The organism is Bradyrhizobium sp. 604_D8_N2_3, assembly GCF_051810765.1.
GTDB lineage: Bacteria > Pseudomonadota > Alphaproteobacteria > Rhizobiales > Xanthobacteraceae > Bradyrhizobium > Bradyrhizobium barranii.
In genome coordinates, this window is the sequence record NZ_JBPWPM010000001.1 from 1,098,805 (window position 1) to 1,119,958 (window position 21,154).

A 21,154-nucleotide genomic window follows, 5' to 3' on the forward strand; every position below is an offset into this window, starting at 1 on the left:
TGCCCGGGGATTCGCGGGAAATGCCGGCAAGACGCCGCTGCGAAAGCCGTCAAATCGATAGGTCAGGCACTCTGAGCTGTCTTCACCACGACGATCTTGCTCTCGTCCTGCTGGGGAGGGGCCGTATCCTGGGCGACCTTGTCGGCCTCGCCGCAGTGGCGTTTGAGATAGTCGCGGCGCATGCCGATCTCGTCGCGGACGAACTCGTAGCCGAGCTTGAAGGTGTCGAGCCCGTCGGTACTGATCGTGCCGTCCCTGAGACCTATGACCGCGCCGCGCAGAATGCCCTCCAGCTCGTCCTGGAGACATTCGAGCTGGTCCAGCGAATGGGCGTGCTCGATGCGTTCGCCGATGTCGAGGACGGCGGTGGAAAGCTCGCCAGCCTTCTCCGGCGCGATCCGGGTGATCTTGGCGTAGATCGCGGCGAAGATCGAGCCGATCACGCTGAGCGCGGCGGCGCCCAGATACATCAGGTCGCTGTACTTATCCATGAACGACTTGGTGTCGTCGTTGATGTAGTCGGCCGCCCCCTGATGCGCCATCACGTAGGCATCCTTCTCGACGGAGGCCGGCTCGATTCGGCTGGCGAAGCCGTTGTCGAGCCCGAGCGCGGACTTGTTCTCATAGACGACGCGCGCGAGCTCGCCCGCCGTGCTCGCCGACATCCTGGATTGCGCGACCAGCAGCCATTCGAGCCCGATCGTGTCGAGGTCGTCGTCGGGGATTTCCGGCGATGCGGACAGCGTGCCCGCAGTCAGCGTTTCGCTGGAAATGCCGGGAATCTTGCGCGCCAGCGCCTTGGCCTCGTCGATCGCGTTCAGCGTGAAGCCGCCGCGCTTGGCGACCTGCTCATAGGCCTTGTCCCGCACCGCCCTGGAGGCATGGACGATGGCGATCACCGCGCCAAAGCCGCTCGCCGGCGCAAACAGCTTGTCGAGCGTTGCACCCTGCGGCGCCATCTGGATCCTGGCAGCATCCGGACCATCGGGGATGTCGAGGATGCTGCGGACGAAGGCGAGCGAGGATTCGTTCTCGGCGAGGACCGCAACTTTCTTCTTCTTCAACTCGGCGAGCGACTTGATCTTCTTGTTGCCGGGACCGAGCAGGAGCACCAGATCGTGCTCGAGGATCGCGAGCGTGCGCGCCCGCAGCGGCACCTTGGCGTCGGTGCGAAGGACGGCGAGGTCGGCCTGCTTGCGGTCGAACTGTGCGAGCGCCTTGGCATTGTCTGCGTTGTTGACGATCTTGATCCGGAAGCGCGAGGCGTTGTTCTTCAGCAGCGTGGCGAGCTTGGCGGCGAACAGCGCCTCGTCGCTGTTGGGGGTGCCGACGGCAAAGGTCAGCGTCTCCGAATTGTGCAGCATGGCGCGGCCGCCCCAGACGGTGGCGAGCGACAGCAGCAGGGTCAGCACGACGTAGAGGAGGACTTGCTGCTGATTGGTCTTGATCACCTTGGGGCGCCGCGGCGGCGGTTCGGTCGGTGGCGAGGTCGGGCCTTCAGTACTCATGTCAGCACTCCGGCCTTATTCCTGAGTGGCGGGCGGCTCGCGGATGCGATCGCGGCGGGCGCCCTGCAATTCCTAAACGTTTGAAAAAAGAACGATATTCTCTGCCGACAATGATAGCGCGCCGGTACCGGAATGCAAAATTCGAGCCGGAGGTAACCTTACTCGATCTGGCCGCGGCGATTGGTCATCCTATCACCAGTTAGCCACAGTTGGCGATTTTCCAGTTCCCCCCGGCTGCATTCCGTCGCGGGAGATGTCATAAATCACACGTCCCGGCGATTTGACCGGTCCAAAAAGAAGTTGCGCTAACGCTCCGATCTTTCTTGTCACGTCAATGAGGGCGTCAGCTTGTCGTTTCCACCCATGTCATCGGCGGTTCCGGTCGAAGCGCTCATTGGCTGGATGTTGCTGCTCACCTTCAAGCACATCATCGCCGATTTCGTGCTCCAGACCGCCTGGATGGCGCACGGCAAGGACCAGAAGCACGGCTGGGCTTTGCCGCTTCTGGTGCATTGCCTGATTCACCTCGCGGTTGCGCTGCCGCTGATCCTGTTGGTGGCGCCGCGATTCTGGTTCGTCGCGTTCATCGACTTCGCGATCCACATCACCATCGACCGCGCCAAGGGGTTCGTCTCCGCCAATTTCGGTGTCGACCTGGCGCATCCCTGGTTCTGGACCCTGATCGGCGTCGACCAGGCCCTGCATCATTTGACCGGCTTCGGCCTTTCCATCTTCATGGCGGCGAACTGAGGCCGGCGGGCCTGCGGATAGTCGTCGATCGGCACTCACAAGAGGTCGTCATGCCCGGGCTTGTCCCGCCTGCGCGGCCGAAGCCGCTTCGGCGCGGCGAAGGCCGGGCATCCACGTTCTTCGTGCCGCGTGGCCAGCCGTGGATGGCCAGGACAAAGGCGAGCGGAAGCGACGCCGTCCTTCGGACGGCTATGCCCGGCCATGACGCCGTGGAGGCATTGGCGTCCCGACTTATCGGCTCAGATGTGGTGGCCCGACCCCCATTCGGGCGCCTCCGATTCGCGACCAGGGCGCAAGGACCCCGGGTGACTACCGGGCGGCGTGGTTAACCTTTCATTAGAGAATTGCGCTGCATCTTCGGCAACGAGGAGAACCGCAATGTTTTCAAGCCGCGACGCATATGAAAGCGATTTCTGCCCGGTCCGCGACGAGCTCCTTGGTGAGATGTATCGCGCCAGCGAGAGTGGCCTGCCGAGGCTGGTTGAGAGTGTTTCCCCTGACGCGCGCGCCAGGCTGGCGCTGTTCTGCTATCGCCGCAGCCATCTGCACTCGCTGGCGGTCGCGATCGCAGCCAGCTGCAACGAGCGTGACCTGATCGACAACGGCGGCCGCGTCGGCTCGACGCTCTACGCGCTGTCGCGCGAAAGCACGGTCAAATCGTCGCCGTCGCTGTCGGGGGGCCGCAAGCCGATCACGCTGTCGACCAAGCCGCTCTCGGTGCTTGCACCGCTTGAGGACGGGTTCGACGACGAGGTCAGCGAAGCCGTTCCAGCTGCAGCCGTTCCAGCCTAAGCGACCTCGATTGCCGGCAGTCCGAATTTCCGCCGTGCCATCGCGCATTCGGCGTCTCCCGGCATGCAGGTGCGGCACACCTCCGGCCGCACCTCGTAAATGCCGCAGGCCGTCTGCTTTCCGATCTCCCCCCGCAACGCCGAACAGCGATCGCCCTCGCAGCGCATGCCGGATTGGCGCGCGTTGACGAGCGTTTCGGGAATTGCGGCAAGCTCCTCGTCGCTCTCGATCGAGAAGCGCGGCCAGTTCTCCGAATAGCCACAGCAGGCGCCGCAGCTCTGGCACCAGCTCGACAGGTCGACGGGGGAGATCTCTTCCATCGCGCTCACGTGTCCTTTGGCGGGCCCCAGACCAGGCTCTGCCGCCATCTTGCGCGCAGCACGTCGCGCCGCTCCGGATATTTATCGTCGAGATAGTTCGCATCCACGACGCGGTCGGTGCGGAAGCTGCGGAAGTCGCCGCGCAGCTCGCACCAGGCCGCAAGCAGGCGCACGGCTTCGAGATAGCCGACCGAGATCGGCCAGATCATGCGCTCGCTGGGGCGGCCCTGCTCGTCGCGGTAGCGCAGCATGATCTTCCTGCCTTCGTGGATCTGGGTGCGCGTGCGCGCCATGTCGAGGCGATCCGGCTCCCTGTTCCAGCTCGGCCGCGCGCGGCTTGCCGGCTCCAGCACGAAGGGACGCAAGCGCTCAGGCACGGTGTCGGCGATCTTGGCCATCAAATCTTCGGCCGCGCGTGCCAGCGCGGAATCGGCATGGCCCGCGACCCATTGCGCGCCCAGCACCGCCGCCTCGATCTCGTCGGGTGTCAGCATCAAGGGCGGCAGGTCGAAACCCTTCTCGAGGATATAGCCCATCCCGGCTTCGCCGCGGATCGGCACGCGCTGGCCGATCAAGGTTGCGATGTCGCGATAGATGGTGCGCTTCGAGGTCTCGAGCTCGGCCGCGATCGCGTCCGCGGTCAGCGGCTTACGCGTGCGCCTCAGCACCTGGATGATCTGAAACAGCCGGTCGGCGCGTCTCATGGCAATTCTCTTATCGGGGGACGGATCAGAAAATGGCGCGCTGCTGCTGACAGGATGTTGGCAGCAGGGGGTGTCTATACCGGGACAACACATCGACTGAAGAGGATTTGTCCATGATCATTCCAACCCATTTTGGCCCGGCGATTCCGATGTTGCGGGCACAGGTCTGGTCCGCCTGGGCGCTCAGCCGTCTCGTTTCGCTCGATCTCATGGCCGTCGACCTCCGATTTGCTCTCGCAAGCGTGATGGCACGCTTGCTGACCCAGGCTGCGGACGCGCTGGCCCGCCATGTCGTTCGTAGTGTCATGGCCCGCGCCTGGCGGGGGGCCCGTTTCGCAGAAGATATCACGGCTGCTGCCACCATGGTGGCAGCAGCCGGTCACTAGGTTCCCTCAAAGTTTCGCAAGTCCAAATTTCGCAAGCCCAAATTTCGCAGGTCCAGGAGAGAGTTCGCATGATCACGCTTTATGGCTTTGGCGCCGGCTTCGGCCTGCCGGAAATCAGCCCCTTCGTCACCAAGACCGAGGTGCAGCTCAAGATGGCGGGACTGCCCTACCGGAAGGAGCGGGCGATGCCGCCGGCCTCGCCCAAGGGGCAGCTGCCGTTCATCGACGATGGCGGCGAGGCGGTGGCCGATTCCACCTTCATTCGCGCCCATATCGAGCGCCGCTATGGCTTCGATTTCGACGCCGGGCTGTCGCTGGCCGAGCGGGCGCAGGCCTGGGCGTTCGAGCGGATGATCGAGCATCACGTCTACTGGGCGCTGGTCGGGGCGCGCTGGGTCGATCCGGTCAACTTCGCCAAGGGGCCCGCGCATTTCTTCGACGGCGCGCCGGAGCACAATCGCGAAAAGTTGCGCGAGGATGCGCAATTCCGTGTCGCCGAGAACTATCTGCTCTCGGGCCTCGGCCGCCACGCGCCCGATGACGATGTCGATCTCGCGGTACGTTCGCTGTTCGCGCTCTCGGTCCAGCTCGGCGACAAGGCCTACCTGATGGGCAACAAGCCCGGCGGTGTCGATGCCACCGCCTTCGGCGCGCTCGCCGGAATTTTGACGCCCTTCTTCGAATCCGGCCTGCGTCAGCGCGCCGAGGGATTTGCAAACCTCACCGCCTATGTCGACCGCATGATGGACGATTATTATCCGGAGTTCGCCTGGACCCCGCTGCGGCAGGCGGCTTAGCGCTCACAAGACCGTAGTTCTCGAGGCGCTGAACTCTCCACACCGTCATGGCCGGGCTTGTCCCGGCCATCCACGCCTTGCGGTACGGTGCAAAGAACGTGGATGCCCGGGCCTTCGCCTCGCCGAAGCGGCTTCGGCCGCGCAGGCGGGACAAGCCCGGGCATGACGACCTCGGTAGGCAATTCGCCCCAGAAGAAAAACAAAAGAGCCGGCCCAACGGGCCGGCTCTCGTCGTCTCAAAACTCTTGTCGCGCCTTACCTCACGAGCGTGTACTTGCCGTTCTTCACCGTGAGCAGGATGCGCGAGCGCTCGTCGAGGCCGTAGCGGTCCTTTTCGGTGAAGTTGTAGACGCCCTGGCTCGCTGCCAGCTCCTTCTCCGACAGCAGCGCCTGGCGGATCGCCTCGCGGAATTCCGGCGTGCCGGGCTTTGCGGTTTTCAGCGCCGTCGGAATGATGCGCTTGAGGATCTCGAACGCATCGTAGGAATGACCGGCGAACTGGCTGCGGCTGTTCGGGCCGTACTTGGCCTCATAGGCGGTGTTGAGCGCCAGGCCCGGCTTCTTGGTGGCGGCCTCGTCGGGCTGGTCCTCGGGGTCCATGACGGGACCGGAGGCCATCAGCACGCCTTCCGCTGCTTTGCCGGCGATGCGGATGAAGTCCATGCTGGCGGCGCCATGGGTCTGGTAGATCAGGCCCTGATAGCCGCGCTCGCGCAGCTCGGTCTGCGGCAGCGCGGCCGCGGTACCGGAGGCGCCGACCAGGATCGCGTCGGGGTTGGCGGCGACGAGCTTCAGCACCTGTCCGGTCACCGAGGTATCAGGGCGGGCGAAGCGCTCCTCATCGGCGATGGTGATGCCCATCGGCACGGCCTGGGCCTTCAGGTCGTTGAACCAGAGGTCGCCATAGGAGTCGGAATAGCCGATATAGCCGACGGTCTTCACACCCTTCGACTTCATGTGGTCGTACAGCACCTTGCCCACGATCGGGATCGGCTGCGGCATCGCCACCGACCACTTCATGCGCTCAGGCGTGATCGGGAACGGCGCCAGGCCGAAATGCGGAATGCCGGCCTCGTTAGCGACGTTGGAGACGGCGATGGTCGGCGGCGTCAGCGCCGAGCCCATGATGATGTCGGCCTTGGATTCGGTCACGAAGCGGCGGGCGTTGGTGGTCGCCGTGGTGGGATCGCCGCCGTCGTCGAGCACGATCATCTTCAGCGGCACGCCGCCGATCTCCTTCGGCACGAATTCCAGCGCGTTGCGCTCGGGAATGCCGAGCGCCGCGCCCGGGCCGGTCGTGGTGGTGGTGATGCCGATGGTGATTTCGCTAGTCTGGGCCAGCGCAGGCAGAGCCGGCAGGGCAAGCGTCGCCGCGGCGATGGCGGCGGTCAGGTAAAAGCGTTTCATCTATTCCTCCCTTGACGTGTTTCTTTGAAAGCAGAAATCGGGGGGTAATTCAGCCCCCTCTTTTGGTGATGCGGCGATTTAGCTCCAGACCTAGCTCCCCGTGAATTTGGCTACCATTTCGGCCGGAAACGGTGCCGATTTCAGCTTGTCGGGGTTAACGGGATCGCGGCGGACCAGGACGCGGGTCTCAAAACCCTCAATCGCCAGCGCCTCGCCCTTGTAGACGTTGTGCTTCACCTCGAAGCTCGAGCGCTTGATGCTCTCGATCTTCGTCTCGATGGTAATCCAGTCGCCATAGGTCGAGGGGATGTAGAACTTGGACCGCGTGTCGACCATGGGGATGCCCACCAGGCCGTATTTGCGGACCAAATCCTGCTTTGAGAATCCGGCGACCTCGAACAGGGTCGACGTCGAATCGTCGAACATCGCGAAATAGCGCGGGTAATAGACGATGTTGGCGGGGTCGCAGTCGCCCCACTGGATCTGGACGTCGCGCCGGTTCACGAACATGCGATGGCCCTGCTTTCGTTGCGCCTTACTTCGGCGCCATGCGCAGCGAGCCGTCGAGGCGCACCACTTCGCCGTTCAGGTACGAATTCTCGACCATGTGCAGCGCGAGCGCGGCGAACTCGTCGGCGTGGCCGAGCCGGCGCGGGAACGGGATCGCGGCGGCGAGCGAGTCCTGGGCTTCCTGCGGCAGGTTGGCGAGCAGCGGCGTCAGGAACAGGCCGGGCGCGATCGTCAGCACGCGGACGCCGAACTGCGCGAGCTCGCGTGCGATCGGCAGCGTCATGCCGACGATGCCGCCCTTGGAGGCGGAATAGGCCGACTGGCCGATCTGGCCGTCATAGGCGGCAACGGACGCCGTATTGATGATGACGCCGCGCTCGCCGGTCGCCTGCGGCTCGAGCTTGGACATCTCGGTCGCGGCGAGGCGCAGCATGTTGAAGGTGCCGATGAGGTTGACCTTGATCACCTTGTCGAAATCGGCAAGCGCCATCGGCCCGTCGCGGCCGACCACGCGCTTGGCGACGCCGATGCCGGCGCAATTGACCAGCACGCGCGCGGGTCCATGCGCCTTGGTCGCCTGCGTGATCGCGGCCTCAGCCGAGGTGGCATCGGAGACGTCGCAGGTCACGGCGACGCCCTTGAGCTCGGCGGCGACGGTCTCCGCAAGCTTGGCATTGAGGTCGAACACCGCGACCTTGGCACCCTGCGCCGCCAGCTTTCGCGCGGTCGCCGCGCCCAGTCCCGATGCACCGCCGGTAACGATGACTGCCTGATCCTTCAACAACATGGCGTTCTCCTTTGGCGATGGTTTCTTAGCCGACCGATATCACACGGTCCGATGGATTGGCAGCGTAGAGCTCCTCGATCAGCGCGTCGCGATGTTCCAGCACCGCGCGCTGGTTGATCGAGCCCTTGTCGGTGACTTCACCCTTGTCGATCGAAAGCGGCGTATCCAGCAGGATCGCGCGCGTGATCCGCGTCGAGGAACCGGTGGCCGAAGACAGAAAGCCCGTCAGGCGCTCGCGGAAGGCCTCGCGCACCAGCCGGTCGCGGGCGGTGACGGTGAGATCGTCGGCCGGCAGCGTCGGGTTGATCAGCCGGCAACCGTCGAGATCGAGCAGCACCAGCGCGGAGATTTCGTCGCGGTTGATGCCGGCGATGACGACGTCGCGCACCAGCGGCGCGCAGGCGGCGACGAAGCGCGCACGCAGCGGGCCGACACTGACCCAGGTTCCGCTGCCGAGCTTGAAGTCTTCGCTGACGCGGCCGTCGAAATCGAAGCCGGCGTTGAGATCATCGGGATCGACGGGCTTGAGCGCGTCGCCCATCTTGTAGAATCCTTCCTCGTCGAAGGATTTCGCGGTGATGTCGGGTTGGCGCCAATAGCCGGGCATCACGTTCGGCCCCTTGGCACGCACTTCCATCTTGCCGTTGTTCGGCACCAGCTTGGCGTCATTGCCCGACACGGGCAACCCGACATGGCCGGAACGGCTGGTGCGCGGATTGACCGACATGAAGAACGGCGCGGTCTCGGTGGCGCCAAGGCCGGTCAGCATCGGCACGCGGTAGCCCTTCTCCTTCACCGCGAGCTCGTCGAGGCTGTTCCAGACGAACGGCGACAGCGCGGCGCCCGAGAAGAACATCGCGTGCAGCCGGTCGAAGAACTTTGCGCGCAGGCCCTGGTCGTCGCGCAAATACGGCAGCAGCGATTCATAGCCCTTGGGAACGTTGAAATAGACCGTCGGTGAAATCTCCTGGAGATTGCGCACGGTCTCCTCGATGCCGCCCGGCACCGGCTTGCCGGCGTCGAGATACATCGAGCCGCCATTGTAGAGCGTCAGCCCGATATTGTGGTTGCCGCCAAACGTATGATTCCAGGGCAGCCAGTCGATGATGACGGGCGGCTCGTCCTTGAGGAAGGCGAGCGTCTCGCGCAGCATCACCTGGTTGGCGCAGATCATGCGCTGGGTGTTGATGACGGCCTTGGGATTGCCGGTCGAGCCCGAGGTCAGCAAGAACTTTGCGATCGTGTCGGGGCCGATTTTGTCGTGTATCGCGTCGAGATCGCCGTGGAGCGGCGTCGCCATGAGGTCGGCGAGCAGGGTGACGTCGCGGCCCGGCACGCTGCCCCAGGACGCGGCGATCTCGGTGCCGAGCGTGACATTGGCGGCGAGCGCATCCGCGAACTTGCTGGCGTCCTCGGCGAAGACGAGGCCGGGCGTCAGCAGCTTCATCAGGTAAGAGAGCTTGCCGTAATCCTTCGACACCAGCGAATAGGCCGGCGAAACCGGGCAGAACGGAATGCCGGCATAGAACGCGCCGAACGCCAGCAGCGCGTGGTCGATCGAATTGCCTGAGAGGATGACGACTGGCCGCTCCGCCGACAGGCCGCGCGCAATCAAGCCGGAGGCAATGTGCCGGCTGGCGGCGAGCAGCTCGGCGTAAGTGATCTTGCGCCAACCGCGGCCGCCTTCGCGCTCGGCCATGAAGACGCGGTCCGGCGTCGTCGTCGCCCAATGATGCAGGCGGTCGGTGAGGCGGACCGGATAGTCGCCGAGCGGCTGTTTGGGCCGCAGATAAATCGTGCCGTCGTCGCGCCGCTCGATGTTGACGACGGGATCGCCGAACGAAATGGGCCGCAGCGGGGAGGTGCTCGCGCCGCGCTCCATGCTGGAAGAGGACGGCTGCCCGCTCATGACTTCGGCTTCACCTTTGCGGTCTTGTGTTCGAGGAATTCGCGAATCCTGCGTTTTGCCTCTTTGTCGCTCTGCGCAACCGTTGCCATCAGCGATTCCATCAGCAGGCCGGCCTGCGGATTGGCCTCCGCGATCATCGGCAGCGCCTGGAGCACGGCGAAGTTCGTCAGCGGCGCGTTGGAGGCGACCTTGGTCGCAAGCTCCAGCGCCTTGCCGAGCCCGTTGCCGGCCTCCGTCACATATTGTGTAAAGCCGTAGGAGGCGCCTTCGGTCGCGCTATAGACGCGGCCGGTCAGCATCATGTCCATCATCCTGGCAACGCCGATCAGCCGCGGCAGCCGCACCGAGCCGCCGCCGCCGACGAAGATGCCGCGCTGCCCTTCCGGCAGGGCGAAATAGGTCGAGGGCTCGGCGACGCGGATATGGGCGGCGCAGGCAAGCTCCAGCCCGCCGCCGATCACCGCGCCCCGCAGCGCAGCGATCACAGGCACGCGGCTGTACTGGATGCGGTCGAACACCCGGTGCCACATCTGGGAATGCAGGAGGCCGCCGGTTGCGTCGTGGTCCTGAAGCTCGGAGAGGTCGAGACCGGAGGAGAAATGATCGCCGATGCCGTGGATGACGACCGCGCCGATATCCTCGGGCAGGGAGGCAAAGCACTCGCCGATTTCGAGGATAATGCCGTCATTGAGCGCATTGCGCTTGGCCGGCCGGTTCAGGCCCACGGTCAGAACCCGGTCCGCCCGCTCGATCCTCAAAAGCCCGGAGGCGCCCGCGTCAGCGGTCTCGGCGTTTCCCTGTGTCATTTGCGTCCTTGTCAGAATAGTTATGTTGTATAACGAATTCTGGGGGAGTCAAGGAGGGCGGGAGGATATCACCCCTGGCGGGGATTGAATTGCCTGGGTCTCATCCGGCGGTCAGGGGTCTCTACGGCCTCGTGATACGCTGCTGTTGCCACATCCTCCGTCATTGCGAGCGCAGCGAAGCAATCCAGAGTCTCTCCGCGGAAAGATGCTGGATTGCTTCGCTGCGCTTGCAATGACGAGGTGGCAGCTTTCTCACAGCACCTGATGCACGTCGATCACCACGCGATCGGCATGGCGTGCGGCTGAGCCGACAAAAACGTGCTCCATCAGCCAGCGATATTTTTCGTGCCCCGTCTCGAACTTCGGGACTGTGCGGAAATAGATCAGCTTCGGATCGACCGGCTCGCCGCGCTTGAGCTTTTGCAGCAGCTCGACCGGGCCGAAGCGCATGCCCTTGTTCTCGACATAGACGATAGCGCCGTCATCGGTCTCGAAGGCGTATTTCGCTTCGAGATCGATCAGCTCGTTGGGGCGGATGGTCTGGAAGTCGGCGCCGAACGGCAGCACCTTGCCGGTGATCGTGCCGGTCACCTCGCCGCCGATAATCGGAATGATGCGGCGGACCCCAATGCCGGTCTCGCCGGCCGTGACGACGTCGCCGATCTCAGCGGTGACGGTGAAGACGTATTTGGTCTCGAGCGCCGGTGTGGTCATCGCTTCACCTCGTCAGTGCGCCATCATCCGTGTCGGCAGCCAGGTCGCGAGCAGCGGGAACGCGATCAAAATCACCAGCCGCACCAGATCCGTCGCCACGAACGGGATCACGCCCTTGAAGATCGTGGAGAAGGAAACGTCCTTCACCACGCTCTTGATGACAAAGACGTTCATCCCGACCGGCGGATGGATCAGGCCGAGCTCGACGGTCATCACGATGATGACGCCGAACCAGATCGGATCAAATCCGAGATGCGTGATGACGGGAAAGATGATCGGCACGGTGAGGATGATCATCGCCATGGCGTCCATCAGGCAGCCGAGCACGAGATACATCACCATGATCAGCGCCAGCACGCCGTAGGGGCCGAGACCGAGACCGGTGAGGAATTCGGTGACCTTCTGCGGCGTCTGCGTCACCGTGAGGAAATAGCCGAAGATCAACGCGCCGATCAGCACGGTGAACACGGCGGCCGCGGTGCGCGTCGCCTGCAGCAGCGAGGCCAGGATCTTCTCGCGGTCGAGCCGCCCCGTGACCACGCCGATGATGAAGGCGCCCGCGGCGCCGACGCCGCCGGCTTCGGTCGGCGTGAAGCGCGGCAGGAACGGCAGGCCGTAGAGGCCGCCGATCACGAACACGAACAGCAAGACCGGCGCCCAGATGTCCTTCAGGCCCGCAAAGCGCTCGCGCCACGGCAGCACCTTGCCCTTGGGCAGGAAGTCCGGGCGGAAATGACCGATCAGGAAGATCGTGATCATGTACATGGTCATCGCCAGGAGGCCCGGAATGATGCCGGCGATGAAGAGCTTTCCGATGTCCTGCTCGGTGATGATGCCGTAGACCGCGAGCACGGTGGACGGCGGCAGCATCGCGCCCAGCGTGCCGCCGGCGGCGATCACGCCGGTGGCGAACGATTGCGGATAGCCGAAGCGGCGCATCTCGGGATAGGCGACCGCGGAGAAGGTCGCGGCGGTCGCGACGGAGGAGCCGCAGATCGCGGCAAAGCCGCCGCAGGCGCCGACGGTGGCGATGCCGAGCCCGCCGCGCAGATGCCCGACGAAACCGTTGGCGGCGCGGAACAGCTCGCGGCTCATGCCGGAATTGCTGACGAAGGAGCCCATCAGCAGGAACATCGGGATGACGCCGAACGTGTAGTCGGTGACCGTACGCATCGAGGTCTGGCCGACCAGTTTCAGCGCCGCAGTGCCGTTGACGAGATAGGCGAAGCCGGTCACGCCGACGAGGCCCATGGCCATGCCGACGGGCACGCGCAGCAGCATCAGGACGAACAGGGAAACGAAGCCGATTAAGGCGACGGCATCGGTGCTCATGATTACTCCGTCGCCTTCAATTTGGGATCGTGCATGTCTTCGGGATGGAAGATCAGGCGGTAGGTGCGGATCGCGATCAGCAGCACGGCCGCGGCATCACCGATCCACGCGACCGCGAAGAACGGCCAGGTCGGCATGTGCATGTCGAAGGTCTGGACATTGTCGTTGTAGGTGCCGCGCACCTTGTCGAACAGCGTCCAGGTCTGCACGGTGACGACGAACAGCAGCACCAGCGTTGCGAACACGTCGATCCAGCGCTGATAGCGCGGCCCAACATTGCCCCAGACAAGGTCGACCGTGATGTGGGTGCCGCGATAGGACGTCGCCGCGATGCCCCAGAAGATGAGAATGCCGAGCAGCATGCGGCCGATATCGAACGAATCGGGGATCGAGTAATTCAGTGTGTTGCGCAGCAGCACCGACAGGAAGATGTCGAGCGCGACGATGCCGACGAAGCCGGCCGCGATCCATTCGATCGTGTCGATGATGCGGTCCATCCAGGAGCGCTTCATGGGAGGTGTCACGTCGTGTGCTGTCATTGTTTGATCTCGGTCTCGCCGCGCACTTCACCTCGCCCCGCTTGCGGGGAGAGGTCGAATTCGAGCGTCGCTCGAATTCGGGTGAGGGGGACTCTCCGCGAATCGAGCTGTCACCGTCTCTGCGGAAGCAGCCCCTCACCCCAACCCTGTCCCCGTAAGAACGGGGAGGGGGGAAGAAGAGAGCCGGCCGCGGCCGCAGCTTGGCGTCACTCCGCCAGCGCGTTGTACTTCTTCAGCGACGCCTTGAGCTCGCTAAGCGCCGCGTCGGGATCGGCGCCGGCCTTCTTGGCGCCTTCTCCCCAGGTCTTGACCAAGGGATCGGCGGCCTTCTTCCAGGCGGCGGTCTGTTCCGGCGTCAGCTTGTAGACCTCGTGGCCGGCTTCCGCCTTCACCTTGTCGACGCCGGCGTCCTCGAACTTGCCCCAGTGCTCGCCGACCACGCCGGCCATCTCGGTCGAGCAGTTCTTGTCGACCGCGGCCTTCTGCTTGTCGGACATCGCGTTGTACTTGTCCTTGTTGATCACGAACACGAAGGTCGTGGTGTAGAGCGGCGCCTCCATGTCGTACTTGGTCACCTTGTCGATGCCGAACAGCACCAGCGAGCCCCAGGGGAAGGTGACGCCGTCGGCAACGCCGCGCTCGATGATGTCGCGGACCTCAGGTGCGGAGGACTGCACATTGGTGCCGCCGAGTGAGGTGACGAAATTCGCCATGGTGGCGTGCGCGGGACGGATCTTCAGGCCCTTCACGTCCTCCGGCATCACGATCTTCTTCGTCTTGGAATGGAACGACGAAGGCGAGTGGACGAAGGCGAGGCAGTATTTGACGTCCTTCATCTCCTTCTCGGCATATTTGCGATACCAGGCATCCAGGCCCATCGAGCCGCCCTTGGCGTCCGAGATCAGGAACGGCAATTCGCCGGCGCCGACGATCGGGAAGCGGCCGGGCTGATAGCCGGGATTGACGTAGGTGACGTCGGCGATGCCGTCGCGCGCCATGTCGTAATGGTCGAATGCCTTGCCGAGTTGCTGGGCGGGAAACACCTTGCCCGTGATGGTGCCGCCGGAATCCTTATTCACCGCGGCCACCCAGTCTTCCAGGGACTTCTGCAGCGGATGCGAGGCCGGCACCCAGTGCGAAACCTTCAGGTCGAAGGTCTTGTCCTGCGCGAACGCGGGGCTCACGCTTGCTGCCAGCAGCAACGCCAGACAGGCTTTCCTCATCGGTCGTCTCTCCCTGTTTCGACGGCGGGCTTCGATCGCCCGGTCTCATTAATTAACATGTTATCTAATTTGCCGGCGCGTTCAAGCCGGAACTGGCGCGGCGTGCCGCCGCGTCATCTACGTCAGCCATGTTGCATGGATTTGTCGCTGCTCGGGCGCACTCCCCTTTTGCCCAACGATTATATGATATAATTATCTTGCGCGGACCGACGCGACAAGCGAGCCGCGGCGAAAACCTACAGGATCGGGAGGAGCAAGTATTGCGGACAAAAGTCGCAATCATCGGGGCCGGGCCGGCCGGATTGTTGCTTGGGCAACTGCTGCACCAATACGGCATCGACAATGTGATTCTGGAGCGGCAGAGCCCGGACTACGTGCTGGGCCGCATCCGTGCCGGCCTCCTCGAGGAGGGAACCGTCGCGCTGCTCGACCAGATCGGCGCCAGCGCGCGGGCGCATGCCGAAGGCCTGGTGCATGAAGGCATCGAGCTCGCCTTTTCCGGCCGCCGTCACCGCATCGACATGAAGGCCGCGACCGGCAAGACGGTCATGATCTATGGCCAGACCGAGGTCACGCTCGACCTGATGAATGCGCGCAAGGCCGCGGGTCTCACCTCGGTCTACGAGGCCAAGGACGTGCAGCCGCATGATTTCGACGGCAGTCGGCCGCGCGTCACCTATGTCAAGGACGGGGTCACCCACACGATCGATTGCGACTTCATCGCCGGCTGCGATGGCTTTCACGGCGTCAGCCGCGCCAGCGTCCCGGCCACGGCGATTGAGGAGTTCGAGCGGATCTATCCGTTCGGCTGGCTCGGCATCCTCTCGGAGACGCCCCCTGTCAGCCACGAGCTGATCTATTCCAACCACGCCCGCGGCTTTGCGCTCTGCACCATGCGCTCGACCAAGCGCAGCCGCTACTACGTGCAGTGCGCGCTCGACGACCATGTCGACCAATGGCCGGACGACCGCTTCTGGGACGAATTGAAGCGCCGGCTCGACCAGGAGGCGGCCGACAGTCTGGTCACGGGCCCCTCGATCGAGAAGAGCATTGCGCCGCTGCGCAGCTTCGTCGCCGAGCCGATGCGGTTCGGCAAGATGTTCCTGTGCGGCGACGCCGCCCACATCGTGCCGCCGACCGGTGCGAAGGGGCTGAACTTAGCTGCCAGCGATGCGCATTATCTGTCGAACGCACTGCGCGAATTCTACGACGAGAAATCCAACGCCGGCATCGACGCCTATTCCGCCACGGCGCTGGCGCGGGTCTGGAAAGCGGTGCGCTTCTCCTGGTGGATGACCTCGATGCTGCACAAATTCCCCGACACCGGCACCATCGGCGGGCGCATCCAGCTCGCCGAGCTCGACTACGTCACGCAGTCGCAGGCCGCGGTGACGTCGCTGTCGGAGAACTATGTGGGGCTGCCGTTTTAGGAGGGTGCCGTAGGGTGGGCAAAACGCAGCGTGCCCACCAGCTTTTGCGTTTGCTATGAGATGGTGGGCACGGCGCGATGCGCCTTTGCCCACCCTACGGCATCGCGTGTTTTCTCCACATCGTCATTGCGAGCGAAGCGAAGCAATCCAGACTGTTTCCGCGGAGAAAGTCTGGATTGCTTCGTCGCTTCGCTCCTCGCAATGACGGGAGTGCCCATTTCAAACACCCGCGCAAATTCCGTTTAAAACTTTGTAGGTGATGCGTCCGTCACGTCCATCGCGTTCAATGGCGCCAGCCAGCAACGCGAGACACGCTATGACCGACACCGACATCCCCGACGGCTTCGAGCCGCTTTCCCGCAAGAGTCCGCTCACCGAGCCGTGGGAGCCGCTCTACGCGAAGAAAACCGACAAGGCCGTGATCATCGGCCTGCGTCTCGCCAGGCCGCACACCAACGGCCGCGGCCTGATCCATGGCGGCCTCATCGCCGCACTCGCGGACAACGCCATGGGCTATAGCTGCGCGCAGATGACGAACTGGACCATCTCGTTCGTCACGATCTCGCTCACGGTCGATTTCGTCGGCTCCGCCGAGATCGGTCAGTGGCTCGCGATCGAGAGCGACGTGATCCGGACCGGCAAGACGATCTGTTTCGCGCAATGTCTGGTGAAGGCGGACGACACCGTGATCGCGCGCGCCAGCGGGACATTTCGGGTGGTTCCGAAGAAGGGGTAAGGCCCTCGTGCCCCGGACGCGGTGCGGCGCGAAGTGCCGCTCCGCAGAGCCGGGGCCCATCCATCCGCGGCCCTTGCTCTGGCCTTCTGGGGCCCGGCTCTGCGCAGCAACGCTACGCGTTGCAGCGCGTCCGGGACACGAGACCATCACCCAAACCGCCACTCCGCCGTCTCCACCACGAGATCGACGAACGCCCGCACCTTGGCCGACAGCAAACGCGAGGTCGGATAGACGATGTGGATCGGCAGCGCCGGCTGCTCGTATTTCGCCAGCACGATTTTTAGCCGCCCGCGCTTCAACCCCTCCGCGGCCTGATAGGCCAGCACCCGCGTGATGCCCCCGCCGGCTTCTGCATATTGCAGGGCGGCGTCGGCGCTGTTGCTGGTAAAACGTGGCGTCGGCGTCCACTCGATATCGCGGCCGTCCTGCACGAAGTGCCAATTGGCGTAGGGGCCGAACGCGATGGTCTGGTGCGCGAGCAATTCCTGGGGCGTCTTCGGCTCGCCGTGGCGCTTCAGGTAGCCCGGCGTCGCCACCGTGATCCGCCGCATCTCGCCGACCTGGCGTGCGACCAGCGAAGAATCGGCGAGATGGCCGATCCGCACCGCGGCATCGACTGCGTCCTCGACGAGATTGACGAGGTTGTCCGAGAGCCTGAGCTCGGCCGTGACCTCCGGATAGCGCTTGAGATAATCGGTCATGACCGGCGAGACATGCAGCCGCCCGAAGCCGAGGGGCGCCGACACCACCAGACGGCCGCTCGGCCGGTTGCGCTCCTCGCGCGCGGAGCCGTCGGCCTCCTCGACATCGGCGAGGATGCGCCGCGCGCGCTCCAGATAGCGCGTGCCGACATCGGTCAATCTCACCTGCCGGGTGGTGCGCTGCAGCAGCCGCGCGCCGAGATGCTCCTCCAGCGCCGCGATCAGCCGCGTCACGGCCGACGGCGACAGCTGCAGCTTGCGCGCCGCCGGCGCAAAGCCGCGCAGATCGGCGACGGTGACGAAGACGTGCATGGCTTCGAGGCGGTCCATGGTATTATTGCATATATCGCAATGATTAAGTGTCAAGTGGCCAGATTGTTTTGCCCGCCGGAAGGTCCATCTTAGACAGCGAAAGACGCAGGGATGCGCCGGGATTTCAGGAGATGTTCCGATGACGGCAACTCACACCTACGCCAGCGACGTCGCGTTCACGCCGGCGGTGAAATCGATCCAGACCCGAAAGGGATCACGCGAAGGCTATGCTCATGCCGAGCAGCGCGGATGGCGCACCGAGGTCGATGAGAACCTCGCGGCGTTCCTGGCTGACGCCAGCAGCTTCTATTTCGCCACCGCCTCGGCCGATGGCCAGCCCTACATCCAGCACCGCGGCGGCCCGAAGGGGTTTCTGAAGGTGCTGGACAAGCAGACGCTGGCTTTCACGGACTACGCCGGCAACCGGCAATACATCACGCAGGGAAACCTGTCCGAGAATCCCAAGGTCTATATCTTCGTGATGGACTACGCCCATCGCCGCCGCGTCAAGATCTGGGGCGAGGCGCGCGTCGTCGAGGACGACGAGGCGCTGACGACGTCGCTGATGCCCAAGGGCTACCGCGCGCGCCCGGAGCAGGTGATCCTGTTCAAGATCGCAGCGTGGGACACCAACTGCCCGCAGCACATTCCGCAGAAGTTCGATGCGCCGGATGTCGCGGCAGCGCTGGCGGCGAGGGATGCGAGGATCGCGGAGCTGGAAGCGGAGGTCGCGGCGTTGAAGGGAAAAGCGAGTCTGCCTTCAAGCGAAAGCTAGTCCGGCTCGCACGGTGTACCCTCTCCCCTTGCGGGAGAGGGTGGCTCGTCGCGTAGCGACGAGACGGGTGAGGGGTTTCTCTCCGCCTGCGATGGTCCCACGTCGCAATTGGCGGAGAGAGCCCCTCATCAGGCGCGATAGCCGCCGATGCGAAGCATCGGCGTTCTTAAGAACGGCGGCCGAAGGCCGCGAAGGGAAGCGGACCTAGCCAAGAAATCAGATCACACTCGCGCCTTCGTGCTGGAAGCCGAGATAGCTGGCCGCGACGCGCTCGTTCGCCGCGACATCGCTCGCCTTGCCGCTGAGCACAAACTCGCCGAGCTCCATCACATAGGCCTGGTCCGCGATCTTCAGCGCGGCTTGTGCGTTCTGCTCGACCAGAAGCACGGAGACGCCGCTGGCGCGCAGCTCAGTGACGATGCGGAAGATGTCGGCGACGATGATCGGGGCGAGGCCGAGGCTCGGCTCGTCCAGCATCAAGAGCTTCGGCTCGCCCATCAGTGCGCGGCCCATCGCGAGCATCTGCTGCTCGCCGCCGGAGAGGGTGCCCGCGAGCTGCTTGCGCCGCTCCTTCAGCCGCGGAAACAGCGTGTAGACGCGCTCCATCGAGGTTTTCGCCTTGCTGCGCTCGATGCGGAAGGCCCCGAGCTCGAGATTGTCCTCGACATTCATGGTCACGAACAATTCGCGGTGCTCGGGGACGAGGCCGAGCCCCATCGCGACGCGGTCCTCGATGTCGAGCCGTGACAGATCCTGCCCTGCGAAGGCGACGCGGCCTTTCAGCGGCAGAATGCCCATGATGGCGGAGAGCAGCGTGGTCTTGCCGGCGCCATTGGCCCCGACGATGGTGACGATCTGGTTGGCGCCGACCTCGAGCGAGACCGAACGCACGGCCTCGACCTTGCCATAGGCGACATGTGCGTCGGCGACGGACAACAGCGCGCTCATGCCGCCACTCCGAGATAGGCCTTGATCACTTCGGGATTGGTCTTGATCGTGGCGGGCGTGCCTTCCGCGATCTTGGTGCCGAAATCGAGCACCACGATGCGGTCGGCGAGGTTCATCACGAAGCCCATGTCGTGCTCGACAAGAAGCACGCTCATGCCGCCGTCGCGCAATTCGCGCAGCAGCGCGGCAAGGCGCTGCTTCTCCATGTGGCGCAGGCCGGCGGCCGGCTCGTCGAGCAGCAGCAGCATCGGATCGACGCACAGCGCACGCGCGATCTCGACGATGCGCTGCTGGCCGAGCGAGAGCGAGCCTGCGAGCTGATGCATCTGCTCGGCGAGGCCCACGCGCTCGATCTGGCGGGCGGCCTCCGCGAGCAGCCTCGCTTCATCGGCGCGGTCGAGCCGCAGCATCGAGGAGATCGGTCCCGAATGGCCGCGCAGATGCGCGCCGATCGCGACATTCTCCAGCACGGTCATGTCAGGGACGAGCTTCACATGCTGGAAGGTGCGGGAGATGCCGAGCTTGACGATCTCCTGCGGAGGCGCCCTGTCGACCTTCTTGCCGAGCACCGAGATCGAGCCCGATGTTGCCGACAGAACGCCGGTGATCAGGTTGAATGTCGTGCTCTTGCCGGCGCCGTTCGGTCCGATCAACGCGACGATCTCGCGGGCCTGCACGTCGAAGGAGACGTTGTTGACCGCGATCACGCCACCGAACTGCTTTCGCGCCTTCTCGACCTGGAGCAGGACCCCGGACTGGCCGGCCGCGCGGGTGCGCTGCTCCAGTTTCAGCGAGGTGTCCGGCTTCTTGCCGCGGGTTCGCTCGGGCAGGAACGACATCAGCCAGGGCCAGACGCCGCCGGGCGCAAGCTGGAGCAGCGCCACCAGCATGATGCCGAACACGATGGTCTCGACCTGTCCGGAGCCGGGCAGGATCAGCGGCAAATAGCTTTGCAGCACCTCCTTCAGGACCACGACGATGGCCGCGCCCAGCACGCCGCCCCAGACATAGCCGGCGCCGCCGACCACCGCGATGAAGAGATATTCGATACCGGCCTGTGCGCCGAACGGCGTCGGGTTCACCGCGCGCTGGAGATGCGCGTAGAGCCAGCCGGAGAGGCCGGCGAGCACCGCGGCATGGATGAACACCAGCAGCTTTGCGCGCGGCGTGTGCACGCCGAACGCTTCGGCCGCGACGTGTCCGCGCCGCAGCGCGCGGATGGCGCGGCCGGTGCGGGAATCCAGCAGGTTCATCGTGAGCAGGGCCGAGAGGATCACGGCAACCCAGATCGCGTAATAGATCGAGCCGGGCGAGAGCATCTTGAACGAGCCGATCGACAGGGGCGGGATCGCCGAGATGCCGTCGTTTCTTCCCAAGAATTCCAGCTTGCTGAAGAGATAGAACAGGCCCAGCCCCCAGGCGAGCGTGCCGAGGGGCAGATAGTGCCCGGAGAGACGGACGGTCACCAGCCCGAGCAGCACCGCCAACGATCCGCTGACCAGCAGCGACAGCGGCAAGGTCAGCCACGGCGACAGGCCATAGGCCGTCGACAGCACCGCGGTGGTGTAGGCGCCGAAGCCGACGAAAGCCGCCTGGCCAAACGAGGTCAGGCCGCCGACGCCGGTGAGCAGCACGAGGCCCATCGCGACGAGGGCGGCAAGGCCGATATTGTCGAGCAGCACGATCCAGAACGGCGGCATGCCCGGGAGATGCGGGATCGCCGCCATGAGAAGCGCGAAGACGAGGATGGGAAGCCGGCTCTGCATGC

At 64.5% G+C, this 21,154-nt stretch carries 22 protein-coding genes; 7 read left to right on the forward strand and 15 right to left on the reverse strand.

Annotated elements, in window-relative coordinates; all coding sequences use genetic code 11:
- Positions 1 to 62 precede the first annotated feature (62 nt).
- On the reverse strand, positions 63 to 1,508 hold the full coding sequence (locus AB7245_RS05200) for a TAXI family TRAP transporter solute-binding subunit (protein WP_085403541.1): 1,446 nt from the start codon (positions 1,506 to 1,508) through the stop codon (positions 63 to 65).
- 402 nt (positions 1,509 to 1,910) lie between these two features.
- On the opposite strand from AB7245_RS05200, the gene AB7245_RS05205 reads away from it, so the two are divergent.
- Both AB7245_RS05205 and AB7245_RS05210 read left to right on the forward strand, forming a co-directional pair.
- Entirely contained in the window at positions 1,911 to 2,258 is a 348-nt protein-coding gene (locus AB7245_RS05205) for a DUF3307 domain-containing protein (protein ID WP_038933545.1), read from the forward strand.
- A gap of 378 nt (positions 2,259 to 2,636) precedes the next feature.
- Positions 2,637 to 3,050, forward strand: coding sequence for a hypothetical protein (locus AB7245_RS05210; RefSeq protein ID WP_085403542.1), 414 nt, complete (start codon positions 2,637 to 2,639; stop codon positions 3,048 to 3,050).
- Here the strand turns inward: AB7245_RS05210 and AB7245_RS05215 are convergent.
- Positions 3,047 to 3,370 carry a YkgJ family cysteine cluster protein gene (locus AB7245_RS05215; RefSeq protein ID WP_085403543.1) on the reverse strand — a complete coding sequence of 108 codons (324 nt, stop codon included), beginning with the start codon at positions 3,368 to 3,370 and terminating at the stop codon, positions 3,047 to 3,049. The genes AB7245_RS05210 and AB7245_RS05215 overlap by 4 nt on opposite strands.
- A 5-nt stretch (positions 3,371 to 3,375) precedes the next feature.
- Complete coding sequence (locus AB7245_RS05220; protein ID WP_063980922.1) at positions 3,376 to 4,074, reverse strand: helix-turn-helix transcriptional regulator; 699 nt, start codon at positions 4,072 to 4,074, stop codon at positions 3,376 to 3,378.
- 113 nt (positions 4,075 to 4,187) lie between these two features.
- Here AB7245_RS05220 and AB7245_RS05225 point away from each other — a divergent pair, with 113 nt between their 5' ends.
- Positions 4,188 to 4,460 (forward strand): hypothetical protein, encoded by a 273-nt coding sequence (locus AB7245_RS05225; RefSeq protein ID WP_085403544.1) that lies wholly within the window; start codon positions 4,188 to 4,190, stop codon positions 4,458 to 4,460.
- 68 nt (positions 4,461 to 4,528) lie between these two features.
- On the forward strand, positions 4,529 to 5,257 hold the full coding sequence (locus tag AB7245_RS05230) for a glutathione S-transferase family protein (RefSeq protein WP_085403545.1): 729 nt from the start codon (positions 4,529 to 4,531) through the stop codon (positions 5,255 to 5,257).
- Positions 5,258 to 5,512: 255 nt separating this feature from the next.
- On the opposite strand, the gene AB7245_RS05235 is transcribed toward AB7245_RS05230, so the two are convergent.
- The 9 genes from AB7245_RS05235 to AB7245_RS05275 all read right to left on the reverse strand — a co-directional run bounded on the left by AB7245_RS05235 (position 5,513) and on the right by AB7245_RS05275 (position 14,484).
- Positions 5,513 to 6,664, reverse strand: coding sequence for an ABC transporter substrate-binding protein (locus tag AB7245_RS05235; protein ID WP_439033923.1), 1,152 nt, complete (start codon positions 6,662 to 6,664; stop codon positions 5,513 to 5,515).
- Between the two features lie 90 nt (positions 6,665 to 6,754).
- Positions 6,755 to 7,174 (reverse strand): acyl-CoA thioesterase, encoded by a 420-nt coding sequence (locus tag AB7245_RS05240; protein WP_085403547.1) that lies wholly within the window; start codon positions 7,172 to 7,174, stop codon positions 6,755 to 6,757.
- Between the two features lie 25 nt (positions 7,175 to 7,199).
- Entirely contained in the window at positions 7,200 to 7,961 is a 762-nt protein-coding gene (locus tag AB7245_RS05245; protein ID WP_085403548.1) for a 3-hydroxyacyl-CoA dehydrogenase, read from the reverse strand.
- A 25-nt stretch (positions 7,962 to 7,986) separates the two neighbouring features.
- Positions 7,987 to 9,870 (reverse strand): feruloyl-CoA synthase, encoded by a 1,884-nt coding sequence (locus AB7245_RS05250; RefSeq protein WP_085403549.1) that lies wholly within the window; start codon positions 9,868 to 9,870, stop codon positions 7,987 to 7,989.
- Entirely contained in the window at positions 9,867 to 10,676 is an 810-nt protein-coding gene (locus AB7245_RS05255; RefSeq protein WP_063980927.1) for a crotonase/enoyl-CoA hydratase family protein, read from the reverse strand. Before AB7245_RS05255 ends, AB7245_RS05250 begins: the two co-directional genes overlap by 4 nt.
- A 252-nt stretch (positions 10,677 to 10,928) precedes the next feature.
- Positions 10,929 to 11,390, reverse strand: coding sequence for a DUF3237 domain-containing protein (locus tag AB7245_RS05260; RefSeq protein WP_085403550.1), 462 nt, complete (start codon positions 11,388 to 11,390; stop codon positions 10,929 to 10,931).
- 12 nt (positions 11,391 to 11,402) lie between these two features.
- Positions 11,403 to 12,722, reverse strand: a complete 1,320-nt coding sequence (locus AB7245_RS05265; RefSeq protein WP_071916741.1) for a TRAP transporter large permease — start codon at positions 12,720 to 12,722, stop codon at positions 11,403 to 11,405.
- Positions 12,723 to 12,724: 2 nt separating this feature from the next.
- Positions 12,725 to 13,234, reverse strand: a complete 510-nt coding sequence (locus AB7245_RS05270; protein WP_014498282.1) for a TRAP transporter small permease — start codon at positions 13,232 to 13,234, stop codon at positions 12,725 to 12,727.
- A 233-nt stretch (positions 13,235 to 13,467) separates the two neighbouring features.
- Positions 13,468 to 14,484, reverse strand: a complete 1,017-nt coding sequence (locus AB7245_RS05275) for a TRAP transporter substrate-binding protein (RefSeq protein ID WP_135214680.1) — start codon at positions 14,482 to 14,484, stop codon at positions 13,468 to 13,470.
- A gap of 260 nt (positions 14,485 to 14,744) precedes the next feature.
- On the opposite strand from AB7245_RS05275, the gene pobA reads away from it, so the two are divergent.
- Both pobA and AB7245_RS05285 read left to right on the forward strand, forming a co-directional pair.
- On the forward strand, positions 14,745 to 15,914 hold the full coding sequence (gene pobA, locus AB7245_RS05280) for a 4-hydroxybenzoate 3-monooxygenase (RefSeq protein ID WP_085403552.1): 1,170 nt from the start codon (positions 14,745 to 14,747) through the stop codon (positions 15,912 to 15,914).
- Between the two features lie 316 nt (positions 15,915 to 16,230).
- Complete coding sequence (locus AB7245_RS05285; RefSeq protein ID WP_085403553.1) at positions 16,231 to 16,650, forward strand: PaaI family thioesterase; 420 nt, start codon at positions 16,231 to 16,233, stop codon at positions 16,648 to 16,650.
- Between the two features lie 146 nt (positions 16,651 to 16,796).
- Here the strand turns inward: AB7245_RS05285 and AB7245_RS05290 are convergent, their stop codons facing one another.
- The gene (locus AB7245_RS05290; RefSeq protein WP_085403554.1) at positions 16,797 to 17,681 is read right to left on the reverse strand and encodes a LysR family transcriptional regulator; all 885 of its coding nucleotides are present in this window, start codon (positions 17,679 to 17,681) and stop codon (positions 16,797 to 16,799) included.
- Positions 17,682 to 17,802: 121 nt separating this feature from the next.
- On the opposite strand from AB7245_RS05290, the gene AB7245_RS05295 reads away from it, so the two are divergent.
- Positions 17,803 to 18,438, forward strand: a complete 636-nt coding sequence (locus tag AB7245_RS05295) for a pyridoxamine 5'-phosphate oxidase family protein (RefSeq protein WP_439033924.1) — start codon at positions 17,803 to 17,805, stop codon at positions 18,436 to 18,438.
- 216 nt (positions 18,439 to 18,654) lie between these two features.
- Here the strand turns inward: AB7245_RS05295 and AB7245_RS05300 are convergent, their stop codons facing one another.
- Both AB7245_RS05300 and AB7245_RS05305 read right to left on the reverse strand, forming a co-directional pair.
- Positions 18,655 to 19,386 carry an ABC transporter ATP-binding protein gene (locus AB7245_RS05300; RefSeq protein ID WP_063980934.1) on the reverse strand — a complete coding sequence of 244 codons (732 nt, stop codon included), beginning with the start codon at positions 19,384 to 19,386 and terminating at the stop codon, positions 18,655 to 18,657.
- Positions 19,383 to 21,152, reverse strand: coding sequence for a branched-chain amino acid ABC transporter ATP-binding protein/permease (locus AB7245_RS05305; protein WP_085403556.1), 1,770 nt, complete (start codon positions 21,150 to 21,152; stop codon positions 19,383 to 19,385). Before AB7245_RS05305 ends, AB7245_RS05300 begins: the two co-directional genes overlap by 4 nt.
- Between the last annotated feature and the right edge of the window lie 2 nt (positions 21,153 to 21,154).

Coding starts and splice junctions, on each gene's coding strand:
- AB7245_RS05200 (WP_085403541.1), bottom strand. CDS start 1,508: ATGAGTACTGAAGGCCCGACCTCGCCACCGACCGAACCGCCGCCGCGG.
- AB7245_RS05205 (WP_038933545.1), top strand. CDS start 1,911: ATGTTGCTGCTCACCTTCAAGCACATCATCGCCGATTTCGTGCTCCAG.
- AB7245_RS05210 (WP_085403542.1), top strand. CDS start 2,637: ATGTTTTCAAGCCGCGACGCATATGAAAGCGATTTCTGCCCGGTCCGC.
- AB7245_RS05215 (WP_085403543.1), bottom strand. CDS start 3,370: ATGGAAGAGATCTCCCCCGTCGACCTGTCGAGCTGGTGCCAGAGCTGC.
- AB7245_RS05220 (WP_063980922.1), bottom strand. CDS start 4,074: ATGAGACGCGCCGACCGGCTGTTTCAGATCATCCAGGTGCTGAGGCGC.
- AB7245_RS05225 (WP_085403544.1), top strand. CDS start 4,188: ATGATCATTCCAACCCATTTTGGCCCGGCGATTCCGATGTTGCGGGCA.
- AB7245_RS05230 (WP_085403545.1), top strand. CDS start 4,529: ATGATCACGCTTTATGGCTTTGGCGCCGGCTTCGGCCTGCCGGAAATC.
- AB7245_RS05235 (WP_439033923.1), bottom strand. CDS start 6,664: ATGAAACGCTTTTACCTGACCGCCGCCATCGCCGCGGCGACGCTTGCC.
- AB7245_RS05240 (WP_085403547.1), bottom strand. CDS start 7,174: ATGTTCGTGAACCGGCGCGACGTCCAGATCCAGTGGGGCGACTGCGAC.
- AB7245_RS05245 (WP_085403548.1), bottom strand. CDS start 7,961: ATGTTGTTGAAGGATCAGGCAGTCATCGTTACCGGCGGTGCATCGGGA.
- AB7245_RS05250 (WP_085403549.1), bottom strand. CDS start 9,870: ATGAGCGGGCAGCCGTCCTCTTCCAGCATGGAGCGCGGCGCGAGCACC.
- AB7245_RS05255 (WP_063980927.1), bottom strand. CDS start 10,676: ATGACACAGGGAAACGCCGAGACCGCTGACGCGGGCGCCTCCGGGCTT.
- AB7245_RS05260 (WP_085403550.1), bottom strand. CDS start 11,390: ATGACCACACCGGCGCTCGAGACCAAATACGTCTTCACCGTCACCGCT.
- AB7245_RS05265 (WP_071916741.1), bottom strand. CDS start 12,722: ATGAGCACCGATGCCGTCGCCTTAATCGGCTTCGTTTCCCTGTTCGTC.
- AB7245_RS05270 (WP_014498282.1), bottom strand. CDS start 13,234: ATGAAGCGCTCCTGGATGGACCGCATCATCGACACGATCGAATGGATC.
- AB7245_RS05275 (WP_135214680.1), bottom strand. CDS start 14,484: ATGAGGAAAGCCTGTCTGGCGTTGCTGCTGGCAGCAAGCGTGAGCCCC.
- AB7245_RS05285 (WP_085403553.1), top strand. CDS start 16,231: ATGACCGACACCGACATCCCCGACGGCTTCGAGCCGCTTTCCCGCAAG.
- AB7245_RS05290 (WP_085403554.1), bottom strand. CDS start 17,681: ATGGACCGCCTCGAAGCCATGCACGTCTTCGTCACCGTCGCCGATCTG.
- AB7245_RS05295 (WP_439033924.1), top strand. CDS start 17,803: ATGACGGCAACTCACACCTACGCCAGCGACGTCGCGTTCACGCCGGCG.
- AB7245_RS05300 (WP_063980934.1), bottom strand. CDS start 19,386: ATGAGCGCGCTGTTGTCCGTCGCCGACGCACATGTCGCCTATGGCAAG.
- AB7245_RS05305 (WP_085403556.1), bottom strand. CDS start 21,152: ATGCAGAGCCGGCTTCCCATCCTCGTCTTCGCGCTTCTCATGGCGGCG.